The following is a 24,575-nucleotide window of genomic DNA, read 5'->3' on the forward strand; positions in this document are numbered from 1 at the left end:
CATCCATCCGAAAATTGTCGTCGATAACAGGCGGTGGGCACGCCCATCGCCAGCTTAACCATGGGAGGTTTCCGTGACCCACATCAAAGATATTGCCAACCGTCCGAGCAAGGCCGACGTCGACGCACTCGCCAAATTTTCGCCCGCAACGATCCACGAGGCCCAGGGCCGCCGCGGCGCGCTCTCCTCGCGGCTGAAACCCGTCGACTATCGCATGAAGCTTTGCGGTCCGGCTTTCACGGTGAAATGCGCGCCGCGCGACAACATCATGCTGCAGCTTGCGATCAACTACGCCAAACCCGGCGATATCATCGTCGTTTCCGCAGGCGAATATGAGGAAGCCGGCTCCTTCGGCGATGTCCTGGCCAACGCGTGCCTTGCCAAGGGTATCGGTGGGCTAGTGACCGATACTGGTGTACGGGACACGCTGCAGCTGAGAGAGCTCGGATTTCCGGTCTTCTCGCTCAGCGTCTGCATCAAGGGCACGGTCAAGGAGACGATCGCGGCGGTCAACGATCCGGTCATCGTCGGCGGAGAGATCATCAATCCCGGCGACATCGTCATCGGTGACGCTGATGGGCTGGTCATCGTCCGCCAGGGGGAGGCACAGGATGTCGCACGGTTCTCACAGGCTCGTGATGAAGCTGAGGCCGGCTACATCGAAGCCTATAAGCAAGGCAAGTCGGTCATCGAAGTCAGCAAGCTTGAGCCTGTGTTGAAGGCAAAAGGCCTAATCGGCAGCATTTGATGTTCTTTTGGTCTACATGCTTGCTATATCGCTGCGCAGATGGATCTCTGCAATTCAGGCGAAAGTCGTCCAGACGAAGGTTATATCACCGACATATGCGAGCTGTCTCGGGTCATACTTAGCTGGAGCGAAAGTCATAGTGCAGAGATTCTGATTTAGCCGCGAGGACAAAAGTTTAACGCTCAAACAATCGTATTGATGGTTCGAATCTCAAGAGCAGGGACCCCAATCAACACCTACTGTTCTCCAGTTTCATCGTCGGCAATTTTGCGCAAGAGATACAACAACGCGATGCGTTCCGCCGGATTGAGACGCAAGACAGTCTTTTCACTGATTAGGTAGGCTCGCGGATACATCTCTTGCAGCAAGGCCTCGCCTTTCGGCAGCAGGGAAATCACAACTTTGCGGCCATCGGCTTCGTCTTTCGAAAGGCTGACGAGACCGCGGACCTTCAGTCGATCGACGATACCACGGATGGTTGCCTGATCCACTGAGGTTGCCTTGACGAGTTCGACCTGTGAACTCGGACCCAGGTCATGCAGCGCGCACAAGGTCACAAACTGCACCGAGGTCAGGTCCGGATCGCTCGCGTTGGATTGGAAGATCGACAGATGGCGCTGATAGGCCTTGCGCAGAAGATGTCCGACCTGCTCCGTAACGTGGTAGCCATCCTGCGATGCTGGCGCTTCCGGTCGCTGTTGGTCGATGTCTTTCGCGGTCATTCTCGGCGTGGTCCATCATTTGTAGTGTCCTGCGGTGCCGCATGAAACACCACAGCGTGTTGCGGCGGTCAAGGCATGGCGCTCCGCGCGGTTCGCGCGGAGCGCCATGGTGGCTCATATCATCCGAAGTTATATTTCATTTCCTTAACGGCGATATCGCCATTGAGAACCATCGGCTCGTCGTCGAGGAACAGCGAACAATTACGCATCGGGATGTCCAGGTGGCAGGCGGTGTCGTTCGGGCCGCCGAGCTCGTTATTCGGGCCGGTGGAGAACATGACGTTGCCGTAGAAGGAACGGGCTTCCATGCCCATGCCGCCCGGGAACTCGCCGGGGACCATGCGGTGCCACTTGGCGTCCTGGTTGAGCCCCCAGCCGACATGGCTCATGCCCATGCCGCGCGGATCGTTGAAGCCGGCCATGTAGGATTTGACCAGCTCGGCATCGAGACCGCCGCGGATGTCAGTGATCCAGCCGTTCTCGATCGTATAGATGATCGGGTCGCGGACGTAGATGTTCTGCGGGAGCAGGATATCGCCGGGTGCAACGACGATCGTGCCGTCGACGCCGTCGTCGTCACCGCCGGTGAAGACGAAGCCGGATGGCCAGTGGTCCCAGCGGCCCGGCTCGTCCGTGCACGCATATTCGGTGACGGCGGGATAGGTGTTGAGTTTGTAGGTAACGTCGGTGCCATGCGGAGAGGTGATGCGCATGACCTTTGCCTTGGACAGGAGGTCTCCGGCGAATTCGACACGCTCGCGCAGTTCCTTGGTCGGCAGCATGCGGGCAAGGATTTCCGGCGGCTCGACAGCCGTCAGGATACGCGTGCCGGCTGCCTGGATCGCCATCTGCTCCGGGCTGAAGAGCAGGAAGATGCAGTCGATGAGCATGTCGGCTGCCTTGAGCGCTTCCACCGCTTCCGGCATGGATGCCAGTCCGGTCTGGCCAACGGCCCATGCACCTGCCGGCGGAACCGGAGGCAGACGCATGTGGTACATTTTCGCGCCAAGACGCATGCCCGCCGCCATGAAGGCGTCGGCGTAATCGAGGCGCTCGTTGCCCTGGGTGAGGACGATAAGTTTCTCGCCCTCGTGAACGCCCGACATCTTCAGCTGATGCAGGCAGATTTCCGTGAAACTGAATTGATCCATGCTCGTTCCCTTATTTTGCTTGAGGACTTATGTGCCTCGTACAGTTACGGACAGTCGGACTTGGCCCCAGACTGGACCTTGGCGATTTCTGCGATCGCCTCTTCCTTCGAGACGACATCGCCGTACTTGTTGTCGATGTCGAACAGGTTCGCATTGTGCGGATCGGGATGCCGGTCGCCGACGCAATCGCGAACGACGATCGCCCGGAAACCATATTGAACCGCGTCCACGGCGCTGGCGCGGATGCAGCCGCTGGTCGAGCATCCCGCCATGATGACGGTATCGATGCCCTGCGCATGCAGATGCGAAGCAAGGCTGGTTCCGAAGAATGCGCTTGCATACTGCTTGACGATGACCAGCTCGTTCTTGGCGGGCTCGACCTCGTCGCAGAACTCGGCGAGCACATTGCCTTCCACCATCGCCTTCATGACCGGCGACTTCTTCACCCACATGCCGCCATCCGCGCAGTTTTCCGCGAGATAGAGAATGCGCGTGTGAATGACCGGAATGCCGGCCTTGCGGGCGGCGTCGATCAGTGCGGGCGTCTTTGCCACCGCCTCGACAACACCAGGCGCGTAAAGCGGCGCGCCTTCGATCGTGTAGGCCTTGAGGAAGTCGATGACGACGAGCGCGGGCCGCTGGCCGAAGCCGATGCGGTTGCCCCAGACACCCTGATAATTCGCTTCGGCGCTCTGCATTGCGGCTCCTCCTCAGTAAGCGCCTGACAGAAGCGCGCCGGCACCCGGCGAAACCGCTTCCAGACCCAGCGACTTCAGCATGCAGTAGGTGGTTGCCACGGCGGCGGTGACCACCGGCTTGCCTGTCATGGCCTCGACCTTGGCGATAACGGGAAGCGAAGGCATCTGAACACAGGCCGACAGAACGACGACATCGACGTCGGTCAGGTCGAGCGTCTGCACAATCGCCGGCAGGTTTTCGGGATCGTGCCGCGCCACGTCGAGATTGTCGGGAATCTCCAGCGCCCGCCAATCCTTCACGTCGAAGCCTTCCTCGCGGATGTAGTTCACGACCAGTTCGGTCAGCGGCTTCATGTAGGGCGCGACGACGGCGATCTTCTTCGCCTTCATCACCTTCAGGCCCTCGACGAGAGCGCCAGCGCTGGTGACGACAGGAATATGGGTGCCTTCCTCGATCGTGCGACCGGTCAGGCGCTTTTCCGACTCGCGATGATAGCCGAGGCCCATCGCCATGATGGCAACGAGGCAGGCATAGCCCAACACATCGACGCGGGCGTCGGAAAGCTCGATGGCGCAACGGTCGGATTCGGCGTCCATGGCCGCCAGCTCTTCCTTGACGACCTTCTTCATGCGCATGCGGCTCGAATGGAAGGTGAAGCGCTCCGGCCGGATCGACTGGCGGGCGGTCAGCATGGCGGGGATCTCGGTCTCCATCGTCGTGTTGGAGCTCGGAACGATCTGGCCGATACGGTAAATCTTCTGCACGGACGTATCCTTTGAAGCATGAAACTGGAAAACAGGAACGGCGGGCGCTGGCCCGCCGTCTCGCTAAATCAGCGGGAGAGAAAATCCCCAAGCGCTGCAAAGAAGCCGTCGAAATCGTCCCACGGAATCATGTGTCCACCATCAGGTACTCGCGCGATCTCGATGGCGGGCTGGAGCGAGCGTACTTCCGCCTCGTCCTCTGCCTGGATCACACCGCCTCGACCAGCAACCATCAGCATAGCCGGATGGGTGAGCTTCGGCAGATCCGGGAAGATGTCATCCTTGTGGAAATCTTCAAACGCCGTAACGATCGCCGGCTCGTAGCAGGTGTGTAGCCATTCGGCGCGCAGGGCGCGTTGTTCCTCGGTCCATGTCGGGCAGAACGCCTTCATGTCTTCGGCGGTCATTCCTTGCAGCGACTGGCGAATGGAATCCACATACCAGGGCAGCTTGCTTGGATACGGCCGGCGGCCCGGGCCGGAAACCGGCGGATCGATCAGCGCAAGCCGCGAGAAGGCGGCGGGTGCCACGATCGACGCGCGAATGGCGATGCGGGCACCCATGGAGTGACCAAGCAATGCCGGCTGTTCCAGGCCGAGCGCCTCGACAAAGCCGACGACGTCGGCCGCCATCGAATTCAAACCATAGTCCAGATCCGGACCGGTCGAGGACAGGCCGCGACCGCGCACATCGATAACATAGACATCATGGCGCTCCGCAAGCCTTTCGGCGACGAAACCCCAGGTGATTGCCGGGCTGGTGATGCCCGGGATCAGGACGACAGGTCGGCCCTTGCCGCCATAGCGCAGATAGTGCTGGCGGATGCCGTTCGCGAAGACATTCGCCCCGTACAGCGCCGCGCCGATCATGCCGCGGTCTCGCTCTTCAGCGGTTCGGCGTAGATGTCGTAGCCGTAGACCCATGCCGGATCCTCTTGCTCCAGCAAGAAGGTGTTGGCGTTCGATACGGTCTGGACACGGGTTGCACGGTCGCGGCGATTGGCCTCGTACAGTCCGAAAGCGGTCTTGAAGCCGTTGACGCCGGTCTCCTGCAAGCACCGGGTCAGCATGGCGGCATCTTCAATTGCCATCGCTGCGCCCTGGGCCATGTGCGGCTTCATCGGGTGGCAGGCATCGCCGAGCAGCACAAGTCGTCCCTTGCTCCAGAGCGGCAGCGGATTGCGGTTGAACAGCGGCCACTTGGTTACTTCGTCCGTACTCTCAATCAGCGCCTGAATGACCGGATGGTATCCTTCGAATGCGGCTGCCATCTCTTCGCGGCTGCTTTCGACGAAGGCCGAATCGAACTCCCATGCCGGATGCGGCACGCCGGTGACATAGTAATATTCGTCGCGCCGAGCCGTCGTGTAGTAGACCATCATATGACGGTCCGGGCCCCACCACTTGACGCAGTCCTCGAAGGTGAGATCGTATTTCTTCAGTTTGTCGGATGAGATCAGGGCGCGATGGCCGACCCAACCGCTGTAATTCGGCTTCTCTTCGCCAAGCAGCGTTTCGCGAACGCGCGAATTGATGCCGTCGGCGCCGATTACGATGTCGGCGCGCACGGAGGTGCCGTCCTCGAATTCGACGAGCACGTCCGTGCCGTTATCGTCGACGCGAGCGAGCTTCTTGCCGAAATGCAAGGTGCGGGGCTGCAGCGCGTCACACTGGATCGCCTGCAGGTCACCGCGGTGAACGGTGCAATAGATCTGGCCGTAGCCTTCAAGCGGAACCCGTGCGGTGTATTCGCCGGTAATGCCGTCGCGGCTGAACCAATGGCTCGGCGTGCTACTGATGCCGATGACCTTCTGGTCGACGCCGATGCGCTGGAAAATCTTCAGGACGTTCGGTCCCATGTGGATGCCGGCGCCCAGACGCGAGAAGCTCGGCGCCTGTTCGTAGACGTTGACGTCGAAACCCGCGTGCTGGAGCAGCGCGCCAGCGACCGCGCCGCCGAGGCCGGCACCAATAATCGCGATCTTCTCTTTTCCGTTGGACATGGCGACCTTTCTTGGCTGCCTTTTCGGCAGCGTTGTTCCCATCACTATGAAGTCTGCGAAAATTCTAGCGCATACGCTTTAAATTGCAATGGCTGAGCTTTGATTTTCATCAAAAAGAGTCATAAATCATCCTGCTAATTGAACAATCTAGCAAAATTCAACTTATTGAATTCGACTTGTCATTTATCATTATGAAGCGTATACACTTATAAAAAATATAAAAGGGGCAATAGATGCGAAGAGTCGGTGACGATCGCATCGTTATGGTTTGCGGGCGTCTGCGTGATGCCTGCCGCGTAACGGTTCGGTCAGCGAGCGAAGGCTGGGTCTGTGTCGAGTTCTCTGCGGAGGGCCTGTTTTGACACTGCCAGTTTGCTTCAGTTTGAATGTGAACGACGCCATCAAGAGCGTTGAAGCAAGCCGGGAAACACCACTCCTTTATATCCTCAGAAACGATCTTTTCCTCAACGGCCCGAAATACGGCTGCGGGCTGGGCGAATGCGGTGCGTGCGCCGTGCTCATGGATGGCCGTGCGGTCCGATCATGCACCGTACCGCTCGGCGCGGTCGGTACGCGTTCGGTGACGACGCTGGAGGGCCTCGGCACACCGGAGCATCTGCATCCGGTTCAGGCGGCCTTCATCGATGAAGCCGCGGCGCAGTGCGGATATTGCCTGAACGGCATGATTATTGCGACGGTTTCCCTGCTTAACCGCAATGCCGATCCCAATGAGGACGACATTCGCGAGGCGTTGCGCCATCATCTCTGCCGTTGTGGAACTCACATGGAAATACTCGCTGCGGCCCGACGTGCCGTCGCCTATGTCAAGGCCGAACGCGCGCGCATTGAAATGTCGGATAATCGCGAAGCCGATCGCGCCACATCGGGCAATAAGACTGAGGTTTCGCCATGAACGACCATCGCGAGATACCCAAAACCCGCTACATGTCCGCCGCCGATGCGCTGCTTGTCGTCAATGATGTGTCGCTGGGCGATGCCGCCGAACTCTATATCGCCATCGGTGCCGATAGCCGCGTGATTGCTTTCAACGGACACGTCGACCTCGGCACTGGGATACGCACCGCGTTGGCGCAGATCGTGGCCGAGGAATTAAGCACGCCCTTCGAACAGGTGGAGATGGTGCTCGGCGCCACCTCGGCTGCGCCGAACCAGGGTGCCACGATCGCAAGCGAGACGATCCAGATCACGGCCGTGCCTTTGCGCCAGGCCGCCGCCACCGCCCGCCATCATCTGCTTGCAAGGGCGGCTGAACGCATGGGCGTAGCCCGTGAGCGGCTGATCCTGGAGAATGGCATCATTCGCGCCGATGGTGGCGAGAACTGGCAGCTCAGCTTTGGTGACCTCGTCGCCGGCGACCACGTCACGCTCTCGATCGACAAGGCGGCGGTCCTGAAGCCCGCAGCGGATTACCGGCTCGTCGGCTCGTCACGGCCACGCGTGGATATTCCGGAAAAGGCGACGGGACGCTGGACCTATGTGCACGATGTGCGCGTGCCAGGCATGCTGCATGGCCGCGTCGTCCGCCCGCCCTACGCGGGTTTCGACCACGGTGATCATGTCGGCAACAGTTTGATCTCGATCGACGAGGCGTCGGTCGCGCACATCCACGGATTGGTGGGCGTTGTCGCGATCGGAGATTTCGTCGGTGTCGTCGCGACCCGCGAGGAGATCGCCATCGAGGCGGCAAAGAGCCTGAAGGTCGTTTGGCGCGCGCCGCCTGCGTGGCCCGATCTAAACGCTCCGGAACAAGCGCTTCGCGCCAACCCGTCGACGCCGCGAAAGCTCGCCGATCGCGGCAATGTTGACATGGCGCTCGCCGGCAGCGCGCAGCCGATGAGCCGAACCTATGTCTGGCCCTACCAGATGCACGGCTCCATCGGTCCGTCCTGCGCTGTCGCGGATTATAGCGACGCCGGCCTGACGGTCTGGTCGGGCACGCAAAACCCGTTTCTGATGCGTCGCGATCTCGCGCTGCTTCTCGATATGCCGGAAGATCTCATTCAGGTGGAGCGCCTTGAAGCGGCGGGCTGCTATGGTCGCAACTGCGCTGACGACGTCACGGCGGACGCAGCCTTGCTATCGCGCGCGGTCAATGCACCGGTGCGCGTACAGCTGACGCGTGACCAGGAGCATGCCTGGGAGCCCAAGGGCGCGGCCCAGATCATGGATGTGCGTGGTGGGCTCGATCTGGAAGGCGGTCCATCCGCTTATGATTTCGAAACGCGCTACCCGTCAAACCTAGCGCCGACGCTTTCGCTGATCCTCACCGGCAAGGTGCCTCCGGTTTCCGATGTCGTGCAAATGGGCGATCGCACCGCGATACCGCCCTATGCCTACGGCAATCTGCGTGTGACCGTGCACGACATGCCGCCGATCGCGAGAGCCTCGTGGTTTCGCGGTGTCTCGGCCATGCCGAACACCTTCGCCCACGAATGCTACGTGGATGAATTGGCGGCCGCCGCAGGTGCCGATCCCATCGAATACCGGCTACGCTATCTTCACGACCCGCGTGCCGTCGATCTCGTCCATGCGCTTGCCGAGCGGGCAAAATGGGTGCCGCATACGACGTGGGGCACACTCGGCGGTGAGGGTGATCTGCTTTACGGCCGTGGGTTTGCCTATGCCGTTTATGTGCACGGCCCGTTCCCGGGCAAGGCCGCCGCTTGGGCGGCTTGGGTCGCCGATGTTGCGGTCAACAAGAAGACAGGCGAGATCGCAGTCACCAAGGTGACATGCGCGCAGGACTCCGGGATGATGATCAATCCCGACGGCGTGCGCCACCAGATCCACGGCAACATCATCCAGTCCACCAGCCGGGTGCTAAAAGAGAAGGTGGAATTCTCCTCGACCGCCGTCGAATCCAAGGAGTGGGGCGCTTATCCGCTGATCACCTTCCCCGAGGTGCCTGATATCGACGTGCTGATGGTGCCGCGTCAGGACGAACCGCCGCTTGGCGTCGGCGAGTCAGCTTCCGTTCCCAGCGCCTCGGCCATCGCCAATGCGGTCTATGACGCCACCGGCATTCGCTTCCGCGAACTGCCGTTGACGCCCGAACTGGTGCTTGCCGCGCTGAACGGCAAGACGGACGAGCAGGTCGCTGCGCCAAAAGCGAAGAAGCGGAAGTGGTGGAGCATCGGTCTCTCGGCGGCTGGAGCGGTGGCCGCTTTGTCGGGTCTTGTCACGATGGCTTCGCCCTGGCGCCCGGCGATTGGCACCATCCCGCGTCCGGACCTCAATGTTTACAGCGCTGCCACCATCGAACGCGGGCGTCTTGCCGCGGCGGCCGGGGCCTGCAACGTCTGTCACGTCGGCAACGACGGAACGCCTTTTGCCGGCGGCCGCCGCTTCGACACGCCGTTTGGCGCGATCTATGCCACCAATATCACGCCCGATCTGGAAGCCGGTATCGGCGCGTGGTCCTACACCGCTTTCGAGCGTGCCATGCGCGAAGGCGTAAGCCGCGATGGGCACCACCTCTATCCGGCCCACCCCTATACATCGTTCGCGGGCGCCGAGGATGCCGACCTTCAGGCCTTGTATGCCTACATGATGATGCAGGCGCCCGTTGCCGAGAAGGCACCCGAGACGAAGCTCAACTTTCCCTACAACATCCGCGCGATGATGGCGGGCTGGAATGCTCTCTTCCTCAAGGCCGAGCCGTTCAAGTATGTCCAATCCCGCGACGCCCAGTGGAACAGGGGTGCATACCTGGTGGAAACGCTTGGTCACTGTTCCGCCTGCCACACCGAGCGCAATGTGCTCGGCGCGGAAAAGAGCGGCAGCGCTCGGCTTTCCGGCGGCTTTGCCGACGGTTGGGAAGCGCCGGCCCTGAATGCGTTCGCGAAGGGTCCGGTTGGCTGGACCGAGGATGCCTTCTACGACTACCTGCGTACCGGGCATTCGCGTGACCACGGCAGTGCCGCCGGCCCGATGGCCCATGTCGTGGAGGTCATGCAGCCGCTGCCGGACAGCGATATCCGCGCGATGGCCACTTATCTCGCAAGTCTCAATGAGACGTCGGTCGAGACCAGGGCGCAGAGCGAGGCCGCCATTGCCGCCAGCGAAGCAGCCAAGGCGTCTGCCGCTCGGGTTTCACCCAATGGTGAGCGGCTGTTCAACGGCGCGTGCGCCACGTGCCATACCGGCAATACCATCCTGTCGTCTCTGGCGCTGAACAGCAACCTGCATGCGGCGACGCCTGACAATCTCATCCAGGCGATCTTGAATGGTGTCGAGGCGCCGGCAATCCTGGCGCAGACCACTGGCCGTGAGGCTCCGGAGGTGATGTCGATGCCTGCGTTCCGCCAGCAGCTGAACGAGCGCCAGATCAAGGACCTCGCCGACTATCTTCGTGCACGCTTCGCGCCTGATAAACCGGGCTGGAGCAATACGGCGGACGCTATTAAGCGCGTGACGGCAGCAAACCACTAAAGGAACAGATGACTTGGAACAGATCCGAACCGGAACGGATATCGATCATCGCGGCCTGTTCGAGAACCCGACTGCTGCTTTTCGTCCATCCGCCTATTGGTTCTGGCATTCAATTCCAACGGAAGAGGTCTGCCTCGCCCAACTCAGCGATTTCAAGCTGAAGGGGATCGGCACGATCCTGATCCAGGCGCGGCTTGCGATGTCTCGCGAAGACTATCTGTCGCCGGCCTATCTGGAAGCCTATCGGACAGCTGCCGGAATAGCCGCGAGGCTCGGGCTGAAGCTCGGGATCTACGACGACTACAACTGGATCAGCGGACACGCCGGCGGCCGCACCGTCGCTGGTCGCGACGACTTGCGCGAGCGCCATCTGTTCTGGTCGTCCTCGGGAACGGCACGGGGCGAGATCAGCGGGATCCATCCGCCATTCACGCGGATGATGGGCGCCGATATCATCGAATGGCAATATGAAGGAAGCGTCGTCAAATGGTGCGAATGGACCGTCGCAGCCGCGCTACTTCATTCGTCGGCGACTATCGAGAGCCTCGATGAGGTGGTCGACGTAACCGCGCGGACCTCTATCGTCGACAGCGTCGATGCTGCCTGCGTATATGCGTTCGACGGAACGGTCGGGGACGGCCAGATGCTGACCGTGTTCGTCAGCGCCCGGTCGACTACATCGCGGTTGATCAACTATCTTCTGCCGGAGGCGGCGGAGCGGTTCATCGCGGTTGGGCTTGATCCGCTGATCGAAATGCTTGGAGACCTCGTGCCCGATCCCGTCAGCTTCGTATTTTACGACCAGCCAGCGGCGGGCTTCTACAAGTGGGATCAGATCCGCGGCAGTCTCGGCAACAGCCTGCTGTTCGCACCGAGTTTGATCGGTGCTGTGTCGAGCAGGACCGGAGAATCTTTTGCCAAAGCCTTGCTGGCCTTGGTGCACGACGTTGGCTCCGCGACCTTGCAACTGCGCGCGGGATTTTATGCCGCCTATTCGGGATTGATGAACGAGGCCTTCTTCGGAACGTTGCGCGGATGGGCCGAGAGCCGGTGCATTGAGCTCACCGGCCATGAAATTCTGCCCCACATCAGCTCTTGGTCGTTGAACGGTGGCTTCACCAGCATCGATCCCCGGGTGGCGCTTGCCGTCGACTTCTTTGGCATCGATGCCTACCGTCATCAAACAGCGGTCGATTCCAACAATTTTGTCGCCCAGCTTGCGCCCAAAATCGGCGATTCCGTTGCCCGCTCCAATGGCCGTAGCCGTTGTATCGTCGAAACCTATGCCAGCGCCGAGCGGACTCCGGTGCGCGCCGCCGGGCAATGGGAGCTTACGCTGGAAACGATGCGGGCGCAGGCGATCCGGCTCTATTGCCTCGGCACCCGCCAGTTTCTGTGGCACGGCGTCTACCAGACCGATGGGCGCGACCACGACCCGACGCCATTCGCCAATCCCCGTTTCGATTTCGGGCCGGGCATCAATTTCGAGCCCTGGTGGAGCTATCACGACCTTTTCGCACAGGAGACCGCGCGCATTTCGGCCTTCATTGAGCCGGCAACGCCGCGCGCGCCGATGGCGATCCTTTATCCGCTTCAGACAGCCTTCGCCGAAGGTCCACGTCACAGTCACGCCACCCATATCGGCGCGTGGTGCGAAGGGCTTCTCGCCAAACGTTGCGACTTCATGTTCGTAAGTGAGGCCGACCTGATCAAAGCCAGGATCGACGGCGGCCGCATGCTGGTATCGGGGCTCGCTTTCGATGCCGTGATCCTGCCATCGGTGTCTGTGCTGCAAACGGGGGAAACAGTGCGGGTGCTCAACGCCTTCAGCGCTGCCGGCGGTGTGGTCGTGTCCTCGGGCGATCGCCTGTCGACCGTGTGCGACGCCGCCATTCGCATGGATGCGGTGGTGTCGATGCATATCGATCGGATACCCGGCAGCAGTGACATCGAAACGCTTTTGGCAGCGCTGCCGTCGTTCGGTCCTGTCATCGCCGGTCGCGCCGTGGAGATGCCCTGGCAATGGATAGGGCACGAAGCCGATGGCTGGTGGCGGATCGTTCTATTCAATGACGGCGCAATGCCCGTGATCAGCGAGATTTCATTCGGTGACGGTTTCGACTGCGAAGTCTGGTCCGCGGCGACCGGCAAGACGGAGCGAGCAGCTGCCTTCAATCGTCTGACTGTGACGCTCGAGCCGCAAGAGGTGCGCTGCCTGCGCTTGCGTCAAACGACGGAGCGCGCGATAGGCGCGGGCCATCTCACAACGCGGCCGCCGCTCGATCTTGCGCGCTCGATCTCTCTCGTCGAGGGCTGGAGTTTCGCGCCGGAGGGCGACACCAATTTCGTGCCGATCTCCGTCGAGAGCGGATGGGAGATGCAGGGTTTCGCGGAATTCTCAGGCACCGGCATCTACCGGCTGGCGTTGGAGATCGGCGACGAGGCCGAGTGGTTTCTTGAATTGCCCGAGGTGGCGACTGTGGTCGCCGCCCGACTGGATGGCCGGCAAGTTGATCGACTTGGCTGGCGGCCCTATCGTTTTTCGCTGGGGCGACTGCAACCCGGCGTCCATTCGTTGGAATTGCGCGTCGCCAACACGGCGGCGAACCGCTATTACGCCGATACGCCATATCTCGGTGACACTGTCGATAAAAGCGGACTGTCCGCAGCACCGAAACTCATCCCGTTGATACACTGACCGGAAGTTACAGAGCCATGCTACAACATTCGACAATCCCCCTGATGCGCGCCTGGAACAGCTGGTCCACCCGGCCTGCGGAAATGGTCTTCTTGCCGCTTGGCGTCCGGATCACTCCGGTTCTGTATTCGACCCGTAGCAAGACGACCTCCGCGATCGAGCCTCGGCGCGACACGGTCCGCCTTGGTCGTCACGCCATCGACGGCTCGCTGATCGAGCTGGAGACCGACTTCAGCGGAACCACGGTCGCCTTTTCGACGACGAAGACTGATCCTTTCGCCATTCGGGGCAGCTGGAACGGCAAGGTCTGCGCCGAATGGGGGCTGCGGTTCTGGCTGACATTGGCGATCTCCGCCGATGGCGGTGAAGTCGCGATCCATGACGCAGGCCGCAACATCACGCTCCTGAAGGTCGGTACGCGCTTCGTGGCGGTCGCGACCGCCGAAGCGCCGGTCCACGTGACCGGCCACGACGCCATCGATGCGTTGCGGGCGGACTTCGAAGAGAACGGCTACTTCTATACGGCGACGCGAAAGAACGAGGCCCCTGTCATAGCTCTGCGTTTCAATCTCGAAATGATGCGCCAGGGCGCATACGGGGCCGGCGTTGCCGACAGCGCCGAACTGGCGATCGCCAAGGCGCAGGCGTGCCTTGCGGCCGGTTCGCCCGCTGAACTCGCGGACGCGCAGACAGGCGTGTTCGACGGCGCACTGGACGCGATGCGTGACGTCGTTGCGTGGAACACCATCTGGGACGAAACCAATGCGCGTTCCTACACCGCTGTAACGCGCATCTGGAACCTCGGAAAATTCGCCGTGTGGTTCAATGACCAGATTTTCGCGGCTCTGCTTGCCGGCGTGTTCGATGCCGATCTGGCGCGCGAGAATATGGCGACGGCCATGGCCAGCGCCACGCCGCAGGGCAATATCGCCTGCATCGTCACCTCCAATGATGCCTGGGTCGATCGAACCCAGCTGCCGTTCGGTGCGCTCGTCGCCTGGCAGCTTTATCAGCGCACCGGCGAACGATCGATGATCCAGGCGAATTACGACGCGCTCGCGCGAAACCGCCGCTGGTGGCAGGACAATCGCGATCCCGATGGCTTCGGTTTGTTGTCGTGCGGCACGTCCGATGTGGGTGAAGGTCTCTACAAGGGGACTGCGTTCGCTGCCCGTAACGAAACCGGCATGGACAATTCTGCCACGCATGACGAGGCGATTTACGATCCTCTCACCCGTACGCTGTCGACATTTGATCTGGGCTTGAATTGCGCTGCAGCGCTCGACGCCGAAATGCTGTCGAAAATGGCCGCCGTGCTCGGCAAGCACGATGACGCCAGCGAATTCGCGGCCCTGGCTGAGCGCCAGCGTATACTGATCTCCGAAACACTGTGGGATGAGGAACGCGGCATCTTCGCCAATCGCCAGCGGAGCGGCGGATTCGTGCGTTCGCTGTCACCGACCAGCTTTTATCCGCTGCTGTGCGGTGCGGCGACACCGGCGCAGGCCGCGCGTCTGCTCGAGCATCTGAGCGACGAGACGACGTTCGGCGGCGATTTCGTGCTGCCGAATGCGACGCGCGACGACCCTGCCTTCGCCGATAACGTTTACTGGCGTGGCCGTATCTGGCCGAATGTCAATTACATGGTCTGGCTTGGCTTGCGGCGCTATGGTTTCATGGCGGAAGCGAGCAAGCTCGCAAGCCAGAGCTACGACCTTTTTATGAAATCCTGGCGCACGGATCGCATCGCCGCTGAAAATTATAATGCCGTAACGGGCGAGGCGATGGATCAGGGCGATACCGATCCCTTCTACATCTGGGCGGCAATGCTGCCGTTGATGGCGGCGGGCGAAATTGTCGACTTCGATCCATGGACAGGCTTTACCGTCCGTAACACGGGCCGCGATCTGGCGGCGGGGCCGATGGTTTCGCCGTTGGGAACCTTGGATCTGCGGGGCGAGGCTGGCCAGTTGTCTATGACGCTCAATGGTCGAGCAATGTTGCGGACCGACCTGCGAACGACGCTTTCGCGCATCGTGATGACCGATGGGCGGCTTTCCTGCACTGTCGCACCTGTCGATGCAGCCGGCTACATCGACCTGCCGAGCCTAGAGCACGGCAACGTCCTTGCTGTCCGTCTCGACGGGCATGATATCGGCTATCGTGCAAGTGCTGACGGGCTGCGCCTCACGATTGCGGAGAGCGACGAAGAGCGCCGACTTGACGTCTATTTTTCCGCTGCGAACGCAGGCTGAGGCAAGGTAGCGCTTGACACTTGTCAAATCGTCATTGATAGTTTGTATGCAAATAAAAAAAGTAAAAGACTGATTGCTAAAATCAGAGGGTTGAACTGAAGGTCTGCTGACAATCGAATGATTTAAGCGGACCATTATTGAAGCTGGGTGCTTTTGTGTCGATGGCAAAGCGATGTGTCGCCTTTTGGCGGCGCAGGCTTTTGCTCGACCTGAAATCGTGCGCTTCGAGCATTCGATCTTCTCTGATTATAGTTTGTATACAAACGGTTTGATGTGCGCTCAGCATGTCTTCTGTTTTCGGCTCTGCCGATCCGTCGAGGTCGCTGACCGCGGTCACGATCGTCCATAACCGTGTATATTCCAGAGGGGTGCCACAATGACTGAACTCACCAGACGCAACACGATGAAGTTGATGTCCGCAGCGCTTGTCACCGGCGTTAGTTTCTCCAGCCTGCCACGCAAGGCCTTTTCGGCTGGCACCATCACTGTCCTGAATTGGCAGGGTTACGGCACGGACGAAGCCTGGTCCGTGAAGGCTTTCACCGAGAAGACCGGCATCGCGGTCGTTCACGACTACTATAGCTCGGAATCGGAAATGCTGACCAAGCTGCGCACCAATCCTGGCGCCTACGATCTCGTCGTTCTCAACGCCGCGCGCTGCGCCCAGGCCGTTGCCGAAGACCTGCTGCAGCCGATCGATTTCAGCAAGGTTCCGAACGCCTCGACCGTTGACGAGAACCTGCGCTCCAATCCGAATTTCAACAAGGACGGCAAGGGCTTCGCGGTTCCGTGGGTATGGGGCATGACCTCGCTCGCCATTCGTGAAGGCATGCCGGTTCCAGACAGCTATGCGGTTCTGGCGGATCCCGCCTACAAGGGCCGCGTCGCGATGGACGACGATGCCATCATCAACGTTGGTGTCGGCGCGCTGATGAGCGGCCAGGATATCAATAATCCGAAGGACCTTGCCGCGGTTACGGCCGCGCTGAAGTCGATCAAGCCGAACGTCAAGCTTCTCTGGTCCACCGAGGATCAGTGGAATAAGTCGTTCGCGGCCAAGGAATTCGACCTCTCCCTCTTCTGGTCAGGCGGTTCGGTGCGCTCCAAGCGCAACTCGAAGCTTCCTGTTCAGTTCGTTGTTCCCAAGGAAGGCGGCATCGGCTGGGTGGATGGCCTCGGCATCCCGGCTTCGGCTCCGAATGTCGATGGCGCGCTCGCTTTCGCCAACTGGATGATCGATCCGACCTTCTACGTGGAATGGGCAACCAAGGTCGGCGCGCCGGCTTCGTCGAACTCGGCCGCTCTGGGGGCGTTGCCGGCGGATGACTTGAGCCGCCAGGTGCACAAGCCTGAATACCTGAAGACCATGGGCATCGTCTCGGGCATTCCGGATGATCGCCGGGAAGCCTTCAACAACGTATGGCAGGAAGTGAAAGCCTTCTATGCACAGTAATCAAGCGACATTGGCGTCGGAGCGCGGGCCTTCGGGTCCGCGCAGTCGGGGCGCACTCCCGTCTTGGGTTTCGGCGACCGCCTTGCTGCTTCCGACCTATGGTTGGTTGACGCTTGCAGTCTTCCTGCCGCTGCTGACAATGCTTGTGTTCAGCTTCATGTCGGCGACACCGATGGGCAAGGCCCCGATCGTCTTCACGCTGAAGCAATATCGCGCTTTCATCGATCAGCCCTACCTGGTCGGCATCGGCATCACGTCGCTGTTGATCGGCTTCTGGACGACGCTGTTTTGCGCTGTTCTCGGTTTCCTGGCCGCCGTGTCGCTTGTCCGTTCGACCTTCGGCAAGACGCGCGAGATGCTGCTGATCCTTATTCTTCTACCATTCTGGACCAATGGCCTGGTGCGCGTCTTTTCGTGGACGATGGTGCTCCGGGAAAACGGCTTCCTCGACAATCTGCTGCACATGATCGCACCGGATGTCGGCTCCATAGGCTTTCTCTATACGCGATATGCCATCGTGGTCGGTCTGGTCCACGGCTATCTACCTTACATGATCCTGACCTGCTACATCGCCCTTGTCGCGATCGACGACGCGATAATCGAGGCCGCTGCAAGCCTTGGCGCGCGCTGGTGGACGATTCTGTTCAAGATTCTTGTGCCGCTCGCCGCTCCCGGCCTCATTTCCGGCTCCGTTCTGATCTTCATCCCTGTCATCGGCTCGTTCATGGAGCCGCGCATCCTGGGTGGTCGTGTCGGGGTAACCATGGGCACGGTGATCGAGGACCAGTTCACGCAGGCGTTCAATTGGCCGCTGGGCGCCTCGCTCTCCTTCACGCTGCTCGCCGTCGTGCTTGCAATCTTCGCAACCTTCTCCGGCGTTCTGCGCCGTGGCACGACAGCTTGAGGAGAAGATCATGAAACCGCTTGGACGTGTCTATCTCATCGCGATCCTGATCTTCCTTTACACGCCCATTCTCGTGATGATGGCGATGGGCTTCAACGCTTCGCCGCTTTACGAACTGCCGTTCAGCTTCTCGGTGCGATGGTACCAGGCGCTGTGGAACAACTCCGTGCTCCTAACCGCCGGCTTGAACAGTATCATCATCGCCTCGATCACCGCCGTGCTGGCGACGGCGCTCGGCACCATGGCCTCGGTGGCGCTGTCGCGGCGGACGTTCCGCGGCAAGAGCTTCCTGCAACTGATGCTGCTGCCGCCGATCGCCATTCCGTGGCTGATCACCGGCACCGCGATGCTGATCTTCTTCTATTGGAGCGGTATCGGGCGCGGTATGCATGCGCTGCTGATCGGCCACGTGGCGCTTGCGATCCCTTATGTGGTCCTCGTCGTCGGCACCGGTTTCAGGACCATTCGCTCGGACCTGGAAGAAGCGGCGATGAGCCTCGGCTCGACACCAGTTCATGCGTTCTTCTCGGTGACCTTGCCGCTGCTTTATCCGAGTATCCTTGGCGCCGCGCTGTTCGCGTTTGCCGTGTCGCTCGACCAGTTCGTTATTTCGTACTTCCTCGCAACGCCCGGCTACACCACGCTGCCGGTGCAGATCTACTCCTCGATCCGCAAGGGCTTCACCCCTGAGATCAACGCGATCTCGACCGTCCTTCTCCTAGGTTCGATGACGATCATCCTGATTTTTGCGCGCTTCGCCAAGCCCGGAGACACCCGTGACAAACGTTAAAGTCAATTCCGTCGCCAAGACCTATGGCATCACGCCGGTCCTGTCCGATATTACCACGGAGTTCGCCGAAGGCTCCTTCACCAGCCTCCTTGGGCCCTCCGGCTCCGGAAAAACAACGCTGCTGCGCATCGTCGCGGGCTTCATCAAGCCGGACCAGGGCGTCGTGACCATCGGCAACAATGATGTCACCGACGTACCCGTCTGGGGCCGCAACATCGGCATGATGTTCCAGTCCTACGCGCTGTTCCCGCACATGACGATTGCCCAGAACGTGGCGTTCGGGCTCGAGCGCCGCGGCATCAAGGGCGCTGCCGCCCGCAAGGAGGTCGACCGCGCTCTCGAGATGGTGCGTTTGCCGGGCTTTGGCGATCGCACGCCCAAGCAATTGTCCGGCGGCCAGCAGCAGCGCGTCGCGCTCGCCCGCGCCATCGTCATCAAGCCGAGCGTGCTTCTGCTAGACGAACCACTGTCGGCGCTCGACCGCCGCCTTCGCCAGGAGATGCAGGTCGAACTGCTACGCATACAGCGCGAGAGCGGCCTGACGACGATCTTCGTCACCCATGATCAGGAAGAAGCACTGACGCTATCCGACAAGGTGGCCATTCTCGACAAAGGCCGCATCGTCCAGATCGGCGACCCGGAAACCGTCTATGAACGTCCGCTGACACGCTTCGCGGCGGAATTCCTTGGCGATTCAAACTTCCTGTCGGGGACCGTCGAGAACGGCGCCGTGCGTCTTGCCGACGGCAAGCTGGTCAAGACCACGGGGACGTTGCCGCCAAGCGGCTCGAAAGTGACGCTCGCGGTCCGCCCGGAAAAGATGTCGATCGTGTCCGGCCCGACAGATGGCAATAGCCTGACGGCACGGATCACGACGGTCATCTATGCAGGTCCCGTGCTTTCCTATCTGCTTGAAGGCCCCGGTGGGTTGCCATTGAAGTTGTTCGCGCAGAACCGCGACGGCAAGGTCCTGAGCGATGGCGACACCGTTACCCTGAGCTGGGGTCCGGAACACACCGTTCCGGTGGCAGACTGATCATGACGCCCGCGCCGCTCTCTCAAAATACGTTGCATGTCGTTATCGACATGCAACGCCTGTTTGCCGAGGAGACGGCGTGGCATACGCCGGCGATAGCAGGCATTCTTCCAAACGTGGTGGCGCTTAGCAAAGCGCGACCGGCAGAGACCCTCTTTGCCCGCTTCGCCGTTCCGCAGAACGCCGAAGCGGCCAAGGGCCGCTGGAAAGATTACTACCGCCGTTGGTCGTCGGTGACGCTGGATGAACTCGACGTCGCCATGCTGGATCTCGTCGCGCCGCTTGCGGCGATCGCCAGCCCCAGCTCCATCGTCGACAAGGGAACTTACTCGATCTTCGGATCGCCAGCTTTTGCTGCGCGCTTGCAAGGATCAGAAATCGATACGCTGATTTTCTCCGGCGTCGAGACCGATGTTTGCGTCTATGCTAGCGCTCTTGATGCTGTGGATGCCGGCTATCGGGTCATTCTGGCCGAGGATGCACTGGCAAGCGGCGACATGAAGGCGCACGCCATGGTCATCGACATCCTGGCGGCGAGGCTTACGGAGCAGATTGAAATTTTGTCGACAAAAACCATCCTGAATTTGTGGCGAGGCTGAATTCGGCAACGCGATTGCTTGTCATCACGACGGTGAAGCAGATTTGAGAGACCCCATGGACGTCCCCTTCAAAGACAAGGTTGCCAGGAAAAAGGCAGCCGCGCCCGAGGCCAACGGCCAGCAGGCCGAGTATGCGCTTGGTGAGCAGATCGGCTTTTATCTGCGGCTGGCGAACCAGCGTCACGTGGCAATCTTTGCCAGCCTCATGGCGGAAAAACTGACCACCACCCAGTGGGCGGCGCTGGTCAGGCTCAAGGACCTCCAGCCATGTTCGCAGGGAAATCTCGGGCGCGAGACCGCCATGGATATGGCGACCATCAAAGGCGTCGTCGATCGTCTTGTGAAGCGCGGGCTGGTCCACACCGCGCCCGATGCGAGCGATGCGAGACGGCTGGTGCTGACCCTGACGCCGGACGGCGAGGCGATGGTCGCTCGCAACCTGGCGGTCGCACTGCGGATTTCGCAGGAAACACTGAGCACCCTGACGCTTGCCGAGCGGATGATGCTGATGGAACTCCTTCAGAAAATCAGCTGACAGACGCCGGATTGTCAAAATCGGAGAACCTCATGTTCAACCCCAGCGAGGACGAGATCCAGTCGCTTGTCGACCAGATGACGGTTGCCGAGAAGGTCGATCTTCTAAGTGGGCGCGGCTTGTGGAAGACGGCGGCAATTGAAAGATTGGATATTCCTTCGGTTGTGATGACCGACGGCGCTTACGGTGTCCGGTACTCGACGACCCAGATCGATGCCGGCGATAACGACGAAGATAGTCTGCAGGCATTCCTAGACGTTGTGGGCCAACAGGGCGATGGATCGGGCGGCATGTTCGGTACCACCCGCCCGGCAACGTGTTTTCCGAACGGCAATCTGCTTGGCTGCTCATGGGATGTCGATCTGGCCTACCGCATGGGAACCGCATTGGCGGCCGAATGCCAGGATTTCGGTGTTCACCTGCTGCTTGGGCCCGGCATCAACATCAGGCGCACGCCGCTGGCGGGCCGGGCCTACGAATATTACTCCGAAGATCCAGTCATCAGCGGCGATATCGCGGCTGGGGTCATCTCGGGACTGCAAGATAATGGCGTAGGTTCCTCGCTGAAGCATTTTGCCTGCAACAACTCCGAAATGGAGCGGACGACCACCAGCTCTGATGTCGACGAGCGGGCCCTGCGCGAAATCTACTTGGCGGGGTTCGAACGCGCGGCCGAAAAGAGCGCGCCGTGGACGGTGATGAGCGCTTATAATCCGCTAAACGGCATCCAGGCTGCCGAACATCATTGGCTGCTGACATCGGTGCTGCGCGAGGAATGGGGTTATGACGGCCTGGTCATGTCCGACTGGCATGCGATCAAGGATCGTGGAGCCGCGCTCAATGCCGGCACCGATCTCGACATGCCGGAAAGCCGGCCGCGCAAGGCGCGCCTGCTTGCAGCGGTCGAAGTCGGGGATGTTCAGCCCGAGGTCATCGATGCGGCCTGCATGAGGGTTCTGTCGTTGGTCGCCAAATGCAAGACGCACGAGCGGCGCGGTATCAAGGCGGACCTTGAAGCACACCATGCACTGGCGCGCGACATCGCAGCGGAATCGATCGTATTGCTGCGCAACGAAGGCAGGGCGCTGCCTCTTGATCCCGCTGGCTTGGGCAACCTCCTGATCGTTGGTGATGGCGCGCTTACTCCCGTCATCCAGGGGTCGGGCTCGGCCACCACGAATCCCTACAAGGTGGATAGTCCATTCGCTCAAATCTCCGCGCGGGCGGGACAGGGCTTCAAAGTTCGGCACCAGCCTTTCTCATCATCCGCGCAAGTGGGCTCGTCGGCTTCGGTCGACGCGATCGTTGACGCCGCATCGCACGCCGATGTCGTCGTGGTGTTTGCCCAGAACGAGCCAAGCCTGAATGGCGAAGGTAACGACCGCCACTCGCTGAAGCTTGCCCCTAGTCATGACGCTCTCATCGCGGCACTTTCGGCGACAGGTCGCAAGCTGATCGTCGTGCTCTCGATGCCGGACACGGTCGAGATGCCCTGGATCGAGGATGTCGATGCCGTGCTGGCCAGTTTCTACGCCGGCCAGGGCGGTGGCGAGGCACTGGCCCGCATCCTGTTCGGCGAGCAGAACCCTTGCGGCAAGCTATCGGCCAGCATGCCGGTTCGCGTGCAGGACATTCCGGGATGGCACACTTATCCGGGGGAGCGAGGCCATCATCCCTATAGCGAGGGCATTTTCGTCGGCTATCGGTTTTATGATCTTAAGGCGATTGCCCCGGCATTCCCCTTCGGGCATGGGCTCAGCTACACCTCGTTCGTCTATGAGATGATCGAGATCGATCAGGCCGAAATTGGCGTAGATACCACGTGCACCGTGCAGGTCACCGTCCGCAATAGCGGCCCGGTCGCCGGTAAGGAAATCGTCCAGCTTTATGTGCGCCCGCATGCGCCAGGCCTGAGACGGCCGGTCCGCGAACTCAAGGTCTTTAGCAAGGTGGATCTGCAGCCGGGCGAGGCGAAGACGGTGTGTTTCACGCTGACGTCGCGCGATTTCCGCTATTTCGACACGGCGCGCTCCGCCTGGGTTCTGGATGCCGAAGCCTTCGAGATCGAGGCCGCCGCTTCTTCGCGCGATATCCGTCTGTCCGCCATCCTGAGGTGTCGCCCTGAAGCCGCCGCGTTGCCCGTCATCCTACCCAACTCGCCAACTGCGATCGTCTTCTCTCATCCGAAGGCGGAGGCTGCCCTTGTCGATTTCATCGTCACGGCGCTTTCCATTTCGGAGGTCGAAGCCACGGCACTTCTCGCCAAGACGAAAGGGTCCTTCCTCGGCTTCTACGACACGCTGAGTTGGTATGTCGGCGATAGCGTCAAGGAGAGCGACATCGCCCGGATCTTCGTGCGCTTAAACGACGACCATGACAAGGATATGCAATGACGAGGCGAGCCTTGATCCGAACGACCGGCGGCCAGGCAGAGAGGTGGTCAAAGAAGATCTATTATTCCTTATAATGCCGAAAAAGGTCATCACTGCGTAAAAGGCAACATTCTTCAGGTGACCTTCCTGTTCCATAATAGCGTCTTCGGCCGCATTTTTAATGTTTTCAGTGACTTGGTCGTTGAATGATCAAGGATAGGCTGGTTCGTGTCCCATCAAGGCGAGAGGAGCTCACTCGAGCAACGTTCCTTCGCGGTAGACGGAATTGGCTCTACATTGTGCCTCGGCTGAGTGGGAAAAGCGAAGGCACGACGCAGTCCCTACACCCTAAAAGGCCGCGCGCAGATATTCAGCGCCTTCGCGTTGGCCTGCAATGGTATCTTCACGCGAAGCCCAGCCTACCTGGACAGGCTGGGAAATCTACGACCGTTGATTAGAGCACCGAGACGTTCTCAGCTTTCGACTTTCCGGTCTTGCGATCCTGTCCGACCTCGAAGCTGACTTTATTGCCTTCCCGGAGCGAACCACCGCGTTGCAAGGCAGACACGTGAACAAATACATCTTGGCCGCCATTCTCAGGCGTTATGAAGCCGAACCCCTTGTCGTCGTTGAAGAATTTAACCGTACCCGTTGGCATGAGAGACCTTATCCTTGTGTCGTTCGTCCAAATTGCGAAGTGGAAGCTACAGCGCCATCACTGATCGATCAACGGTGAGCATGCAGGTGGCTTTGGTCGAGATATCTCGAAACGTCGCCAACGAAGCCCATGCCATCCTGATTGTGGACCAGGCGGGATGGCATATGTCGGCAACCTTAGAACAATTCCGGCTGTTCGACTCGCGCGTACATACTTTTTCACCCGCCGACTTGAGCTGCGCCTAAACCGCCGCTCAAGTCGGCCCTAATCCTCGCGCGCATCGTAGCTGCGCTGACAATCCTGGATGACGTCGATATTCTCGACGGTCCAGTCGAACAGGGTTGAGAACGGCCCTTGCAGCGACCTACCGAGGGGTGTCAATGCATATTCAACCCCGAGCACACGCCCATCCAGGATTCTGCGCGTCAGCATACCGTTGCGCTCCAGCTTTCGAAGCGTCTGTGTCAGCACGCGTTGGGTCACGCCATCGAGGCGACGCTTGATTGCATTGAAGCGACGGGGTTCGCTTAACACGGCCAGCACCATCATCGACCATTTGTCGGCGATCTGGTCGAGGATCACGCGGCTCGGGCAGTCGGCACGGTAGACCGGGTCATTTTCACTTGTCGGCTCATCCATCGGTATCCTCCGGCATCCCTGGGATGCTTCAGGTGCGTAATTGACGCTAGGTATTCGATGAATACTTTAGGGTCAATGGCGCATGTGCGGCGCCAGAG

General features: G+C 60.4%; 21 protein-coding genes. 12 read left to right on the plus strand and 9 right to left on the minus strand.

Annotation, left to right across the window (positions count from 1 at the left end; all coding sequences use genetic code 11):
• The first annotated feature begins 73 nt into the window (after positions 1 to 73).
• Complete coding sequence (locus CCGE531_RS29140; protein WP_120670316.1) at positions 74 to 748, plus strand: 4-carboxy-4-hydroxy-2-oxoadipate aldolase/oxaloacetate decarboxylase; 675 nt, start codon at positions 74 to 76, stop codon at positions 746 to 748.
• A 236-nt stretch (positions 749 to 984) separates the two neighbouring features.
• Here the strand turns inward: CCGE531_RS29140 and CCGE531_RS29145 are convergent, their stop codons facing one another.
• The 6 genes from CCGE531_RS29145 to CCGE531_RS29170 all read right to left on the minus strand — a co-directional run bounded on the left by CCGE531_RS29145 (position 985) and on the right by CCGE531_RS29170 (position 6,086).
• Positions 985 to 1,470, minus strand: coding sequence for a MarR family winged helix-turn-helix transcriptional regulator (locus CCGE531_RS29145; RefSeq protein ID WP_120670318.1), 486 nt, complete (start codon positions 1,468 to 1,470; stop codon positions 985 to 987).
• 119 nt (positions 1,471 to 1,589) lie between these two features.
• The gene (locus tag CCGE531_RS29150; protein WP_120670320.1) at positions 1,590 to 2,621 is read right to left on the minus strand and encodes a leucyl aminopeptidase; all 1,032 of its coding nucleotides are present in this window, start codon (positions 2,619 to 2,621) and stop codon (positions 1,590 to 1,592) included.
• A 44-nt stretch (positions 2,622 to 2,665) separates the two neighbouring features.
• Positions 2,666 to 3,319, minus strand: coding sequence for an N-carbamoylsarcosine amidohydrolase (locus CCGE531_RS29155; protein ID WP_120670322.1), 654 nt, complete (start codon positions 3,317 to 3,319; stop codon positions 2,666 to 2,668).
• Between the two features lie 12 nt (positions 3,320 to 3,331).
• Positions 3,332 to 4,084 carry an Asp/Glu racemase gene (locus tag CCGE531_RS29160; RefSeq protein WP_120670324.1) on the minus strand — a complete coding sequence of 251 codons (753 nt, stop codon included), beginning with the start codon at positions 4,082 to 4,084 and terminating at the stop codon, positions 3,332 to 3,334.
• 68 nt (positions 4,085 to 4,152) lie between these two features.
• The gene (locus CCGE531_RS29165; RefSeq protein ID WP_120670326.1) at positions 4,153 to 4,953 is read right to left on the minus strand and encodes an alpha/beta hydrolase; all 801 of its coding nucleotides are present in this window, start codon (positions 4,951 to 4,953) and stop codon (positions 4,153 to 4,155) included.
• Positions 4,950 to 6,086 (minus strand): FAD-dependent monooxygenase, encoded by a 1,137-nt coding sequence (locus tag CCGE531_RS29170; RefSeq protein ID WP_120670632.1) that lies wholly within the window; start codon positions 6,084 to 6,086, stop codon positions 4,950 to 4,952. The genes CCGE531_RS29165 and CCGE531_RS29170 overlap by 4 nt, the downstream gene beginning before the upstream one ends.
• Before the next feature lie 358 nt (positions 6,087 to 6,444).
• On the opposite strand from CCGE531_RS29170, the gene CCGE531_RS29175 reads away from it, so the two are divergent.
• The 4 genes from CCGE531_RS29175 to CCGE531_RS29190 are packed head-to-tail and all read left to right on the plus strand — an operon-like array spanning position 6,445 to position 15,491.
• On the plus strand, positions 6,445 to 6,999 hold the full coding sequence (locus CCGE531_RS29175) for a (2Fe-2S)-binding protein (RefSeq protein WP_245459437.1): 555 nt from the start codon (positions 6,445 to 6,447) through the stop codon (positions 6,997 to 6,999).
• The gene (locus tag CCGE531_RS29180; RefSeq protein ID WP_120670333.1) at positions 6,996 to 10,538 is read left to right on the plus strand and encodes a molybdopterin cofactor-binding domain-containing protein; all 3,543 of its coding nucleotides are present in this window, start codon (positions 6,996 to 6,998) and stop codon (positions 10,536 to 10,538) included. The genes CCGE531_RS29175 and CCGE531_RS29180 overlap by 4 nt, the downstream gene beginning before the upstream one ends.
• Positions 10,539 to 10,551: 13 nt before the next feature.
• Positions 10,552 to 13,236, plus strand: a complete 2,685-nt coding sequence (locus CCGE531_RS29185) for a carbohydrate-binding protein (RefSeq protein WP_120670335.1) — start codon at positions 10,552 to 10,554, stop codon at positions 13,234 to 13,236.
• Between the two features lie 17 nt (positions 13,237 to 13,253).
• A complete protein-coding gene (locus CCGE531_RS29190) occupies positions 13,254 to 15,491 on the plus strand; it encodes a trehalase family glycosidase (protein WP_120670337.1) in 2,238 nt (745 codons plus the stop codon).
• An 82-nt stretch (positions 15,492 to 15,573) separates the two neighbouring features.
• Here the strand turns inward: CCGE531_RS29190 and CCGE531_RS34520 are convergent, their stop codons facing one another.
• Positions 15,574 to 15,828, minus strand: coding sequence for a hypothetical protein (locus CCGE531_RS34520; RefSeq protein WP_162944072.1), 255 nt, complete (start codon positions 15,826 to 15,828; stop codon positions 15,574 to 15,576).
• A gap of 39 nt (positions 15,829 to 15,867) precedes the next feature.
• On the opposite strand from CCGE531_RS34520, the gene CCGE531_RS29195 reads away from it, so the two are divergent.
• The 7 genes from CCGE531_RS29195 to CCGE531_RS29225 are packed head-to-tail and all read left to right on the plus strand — an operon-like array spanning position 15,868 to position 23,201.
• On the plus strand, positions 15,868 to 16,944 hold the full coding sequence (locus CCGE531_RS29195; RefSeq protein WP_120670339.1) for an extracellular solute-binding protein: 1,077 nt from the start codon (positions 15,868 to 15,870) through the stop codon (positions 16,942 to 16,944).
• Complete coding sequence (locus CCGE531_RS29200) at positions 16,934 to 17,848, plus strand: ABC transporter permease (RefSeq protein ID WP_120670341.1); 915 nt, start codon at positions 16,934 to 16,936, stop codon at positions 17,846 to 17,848. Before CCGE531_RS29195 ends, CCGE531_RS29200 begins: the two co-directional genes overlap by 11 nt.
• A 10-nt stretch (positions 17,849 to 17,858) precedes the next feature.
• Positions 17,859 to 18,638 (plus strand): ABC transporter permease, encoded by a 780-nt coding sequence (locus CCGE531_RS29205; RefSeq protein WP_120670342.1) that lies wholly within the window; start codon positions 17,859 to 17,861, stop codon positions 18,636 to 18,638.
• Entirely contained in the window at positions 18,625 to 19,674 is a 1,050-nt protein-coding gene (locus CCGE531_RS29210) for an ABC transporter ATP-binding protein (RefSeq protein WP_120670344.1), read from the plus strand. Before CCGE531_RS29205 ends, CCGE531_RS29210 begins: the two co-directional genes overlap by 14 nt.
• 2 nt (positions 19,675 to 19,676) lie before the next feature.
• Entirely contained in the window at positions 19,677 to 20,273 is a 597-nt protein-coding gene (locus tag CCGE531_RS29215; RefSeq protein WP_120670346.1) for an isochorismatase family cysteine hydrolase, read from the plus strand.
• Positions 20,274 to 20,328: 55 nt separating this feature from the next.
• A complete protein-coding gene (locus CCGE531_RS29220) occupies positions 20,329 to 20,808 on the plus strand; it encodes a MarR family transcriptional regulator (protein ID WP_120670348.1) in 480 nt (159 codons plus the stop codon).
• 32 nt (positions 20,809 to 20,840) lie between these two features.
• Positions 20,841 to 23,201 carry a glycoside hydrolase family 3 C-terminal domain-containing protein gene (locus CCGE531_RS29225; RefSeq protein ID WP_120670350.1) on the plus strand — a complete coding sequence of 787 codons (2,361 nt, stop codon included), beginning with the start codon at positions 20,841 to 20,843 and terminating at the stop codon, positions 23,199 to 23,201.
• Between the two features lie 433 nt (positions 23,202 to 23,634).
• Here CCGE531_RS29225 and CCGE531_RS29230 read toward each other — a convergent pair whose 3' ends face one another.
• The gene (locus CCGE531_RS29230; RefSeq protein ID WP_120670352.1) at positions 23,635 to 23,838 is read right to left on the minus strand and encodes a cold-shock protein; all 204 of its coding nucleotides are present in this window, start codon (positions 23,836 to 23,838) and stop codon (positions 23,635 to 23,637) included.
• A gap of 264 nt (positions 23,839 to 24,102) precedes the next feature.
• Positions 24,103 to 24,477 (minus strand): helix-turn-helix domain-containing protein, encoded by a 375-nt coding sequence (locus CCGE531_RS29235; protein ID WP_120670354.1) that lies wholly within the window; start codon positions 24,475 to 24,477, stop codon positions 24,103 to 24,105.
• Positions 24,478 to 24,575 lie beyond the last annotated feature (98 nt).

This window comes from Rhizobium sp. CCGE531 (assembly GCF_003627795.1).
Taxonomy (GTDB): Bacteria; Pseudomonadota; Alphaproteobacteria; order Rhizobiales; family Rhizobiaceae; genus Rhizobium.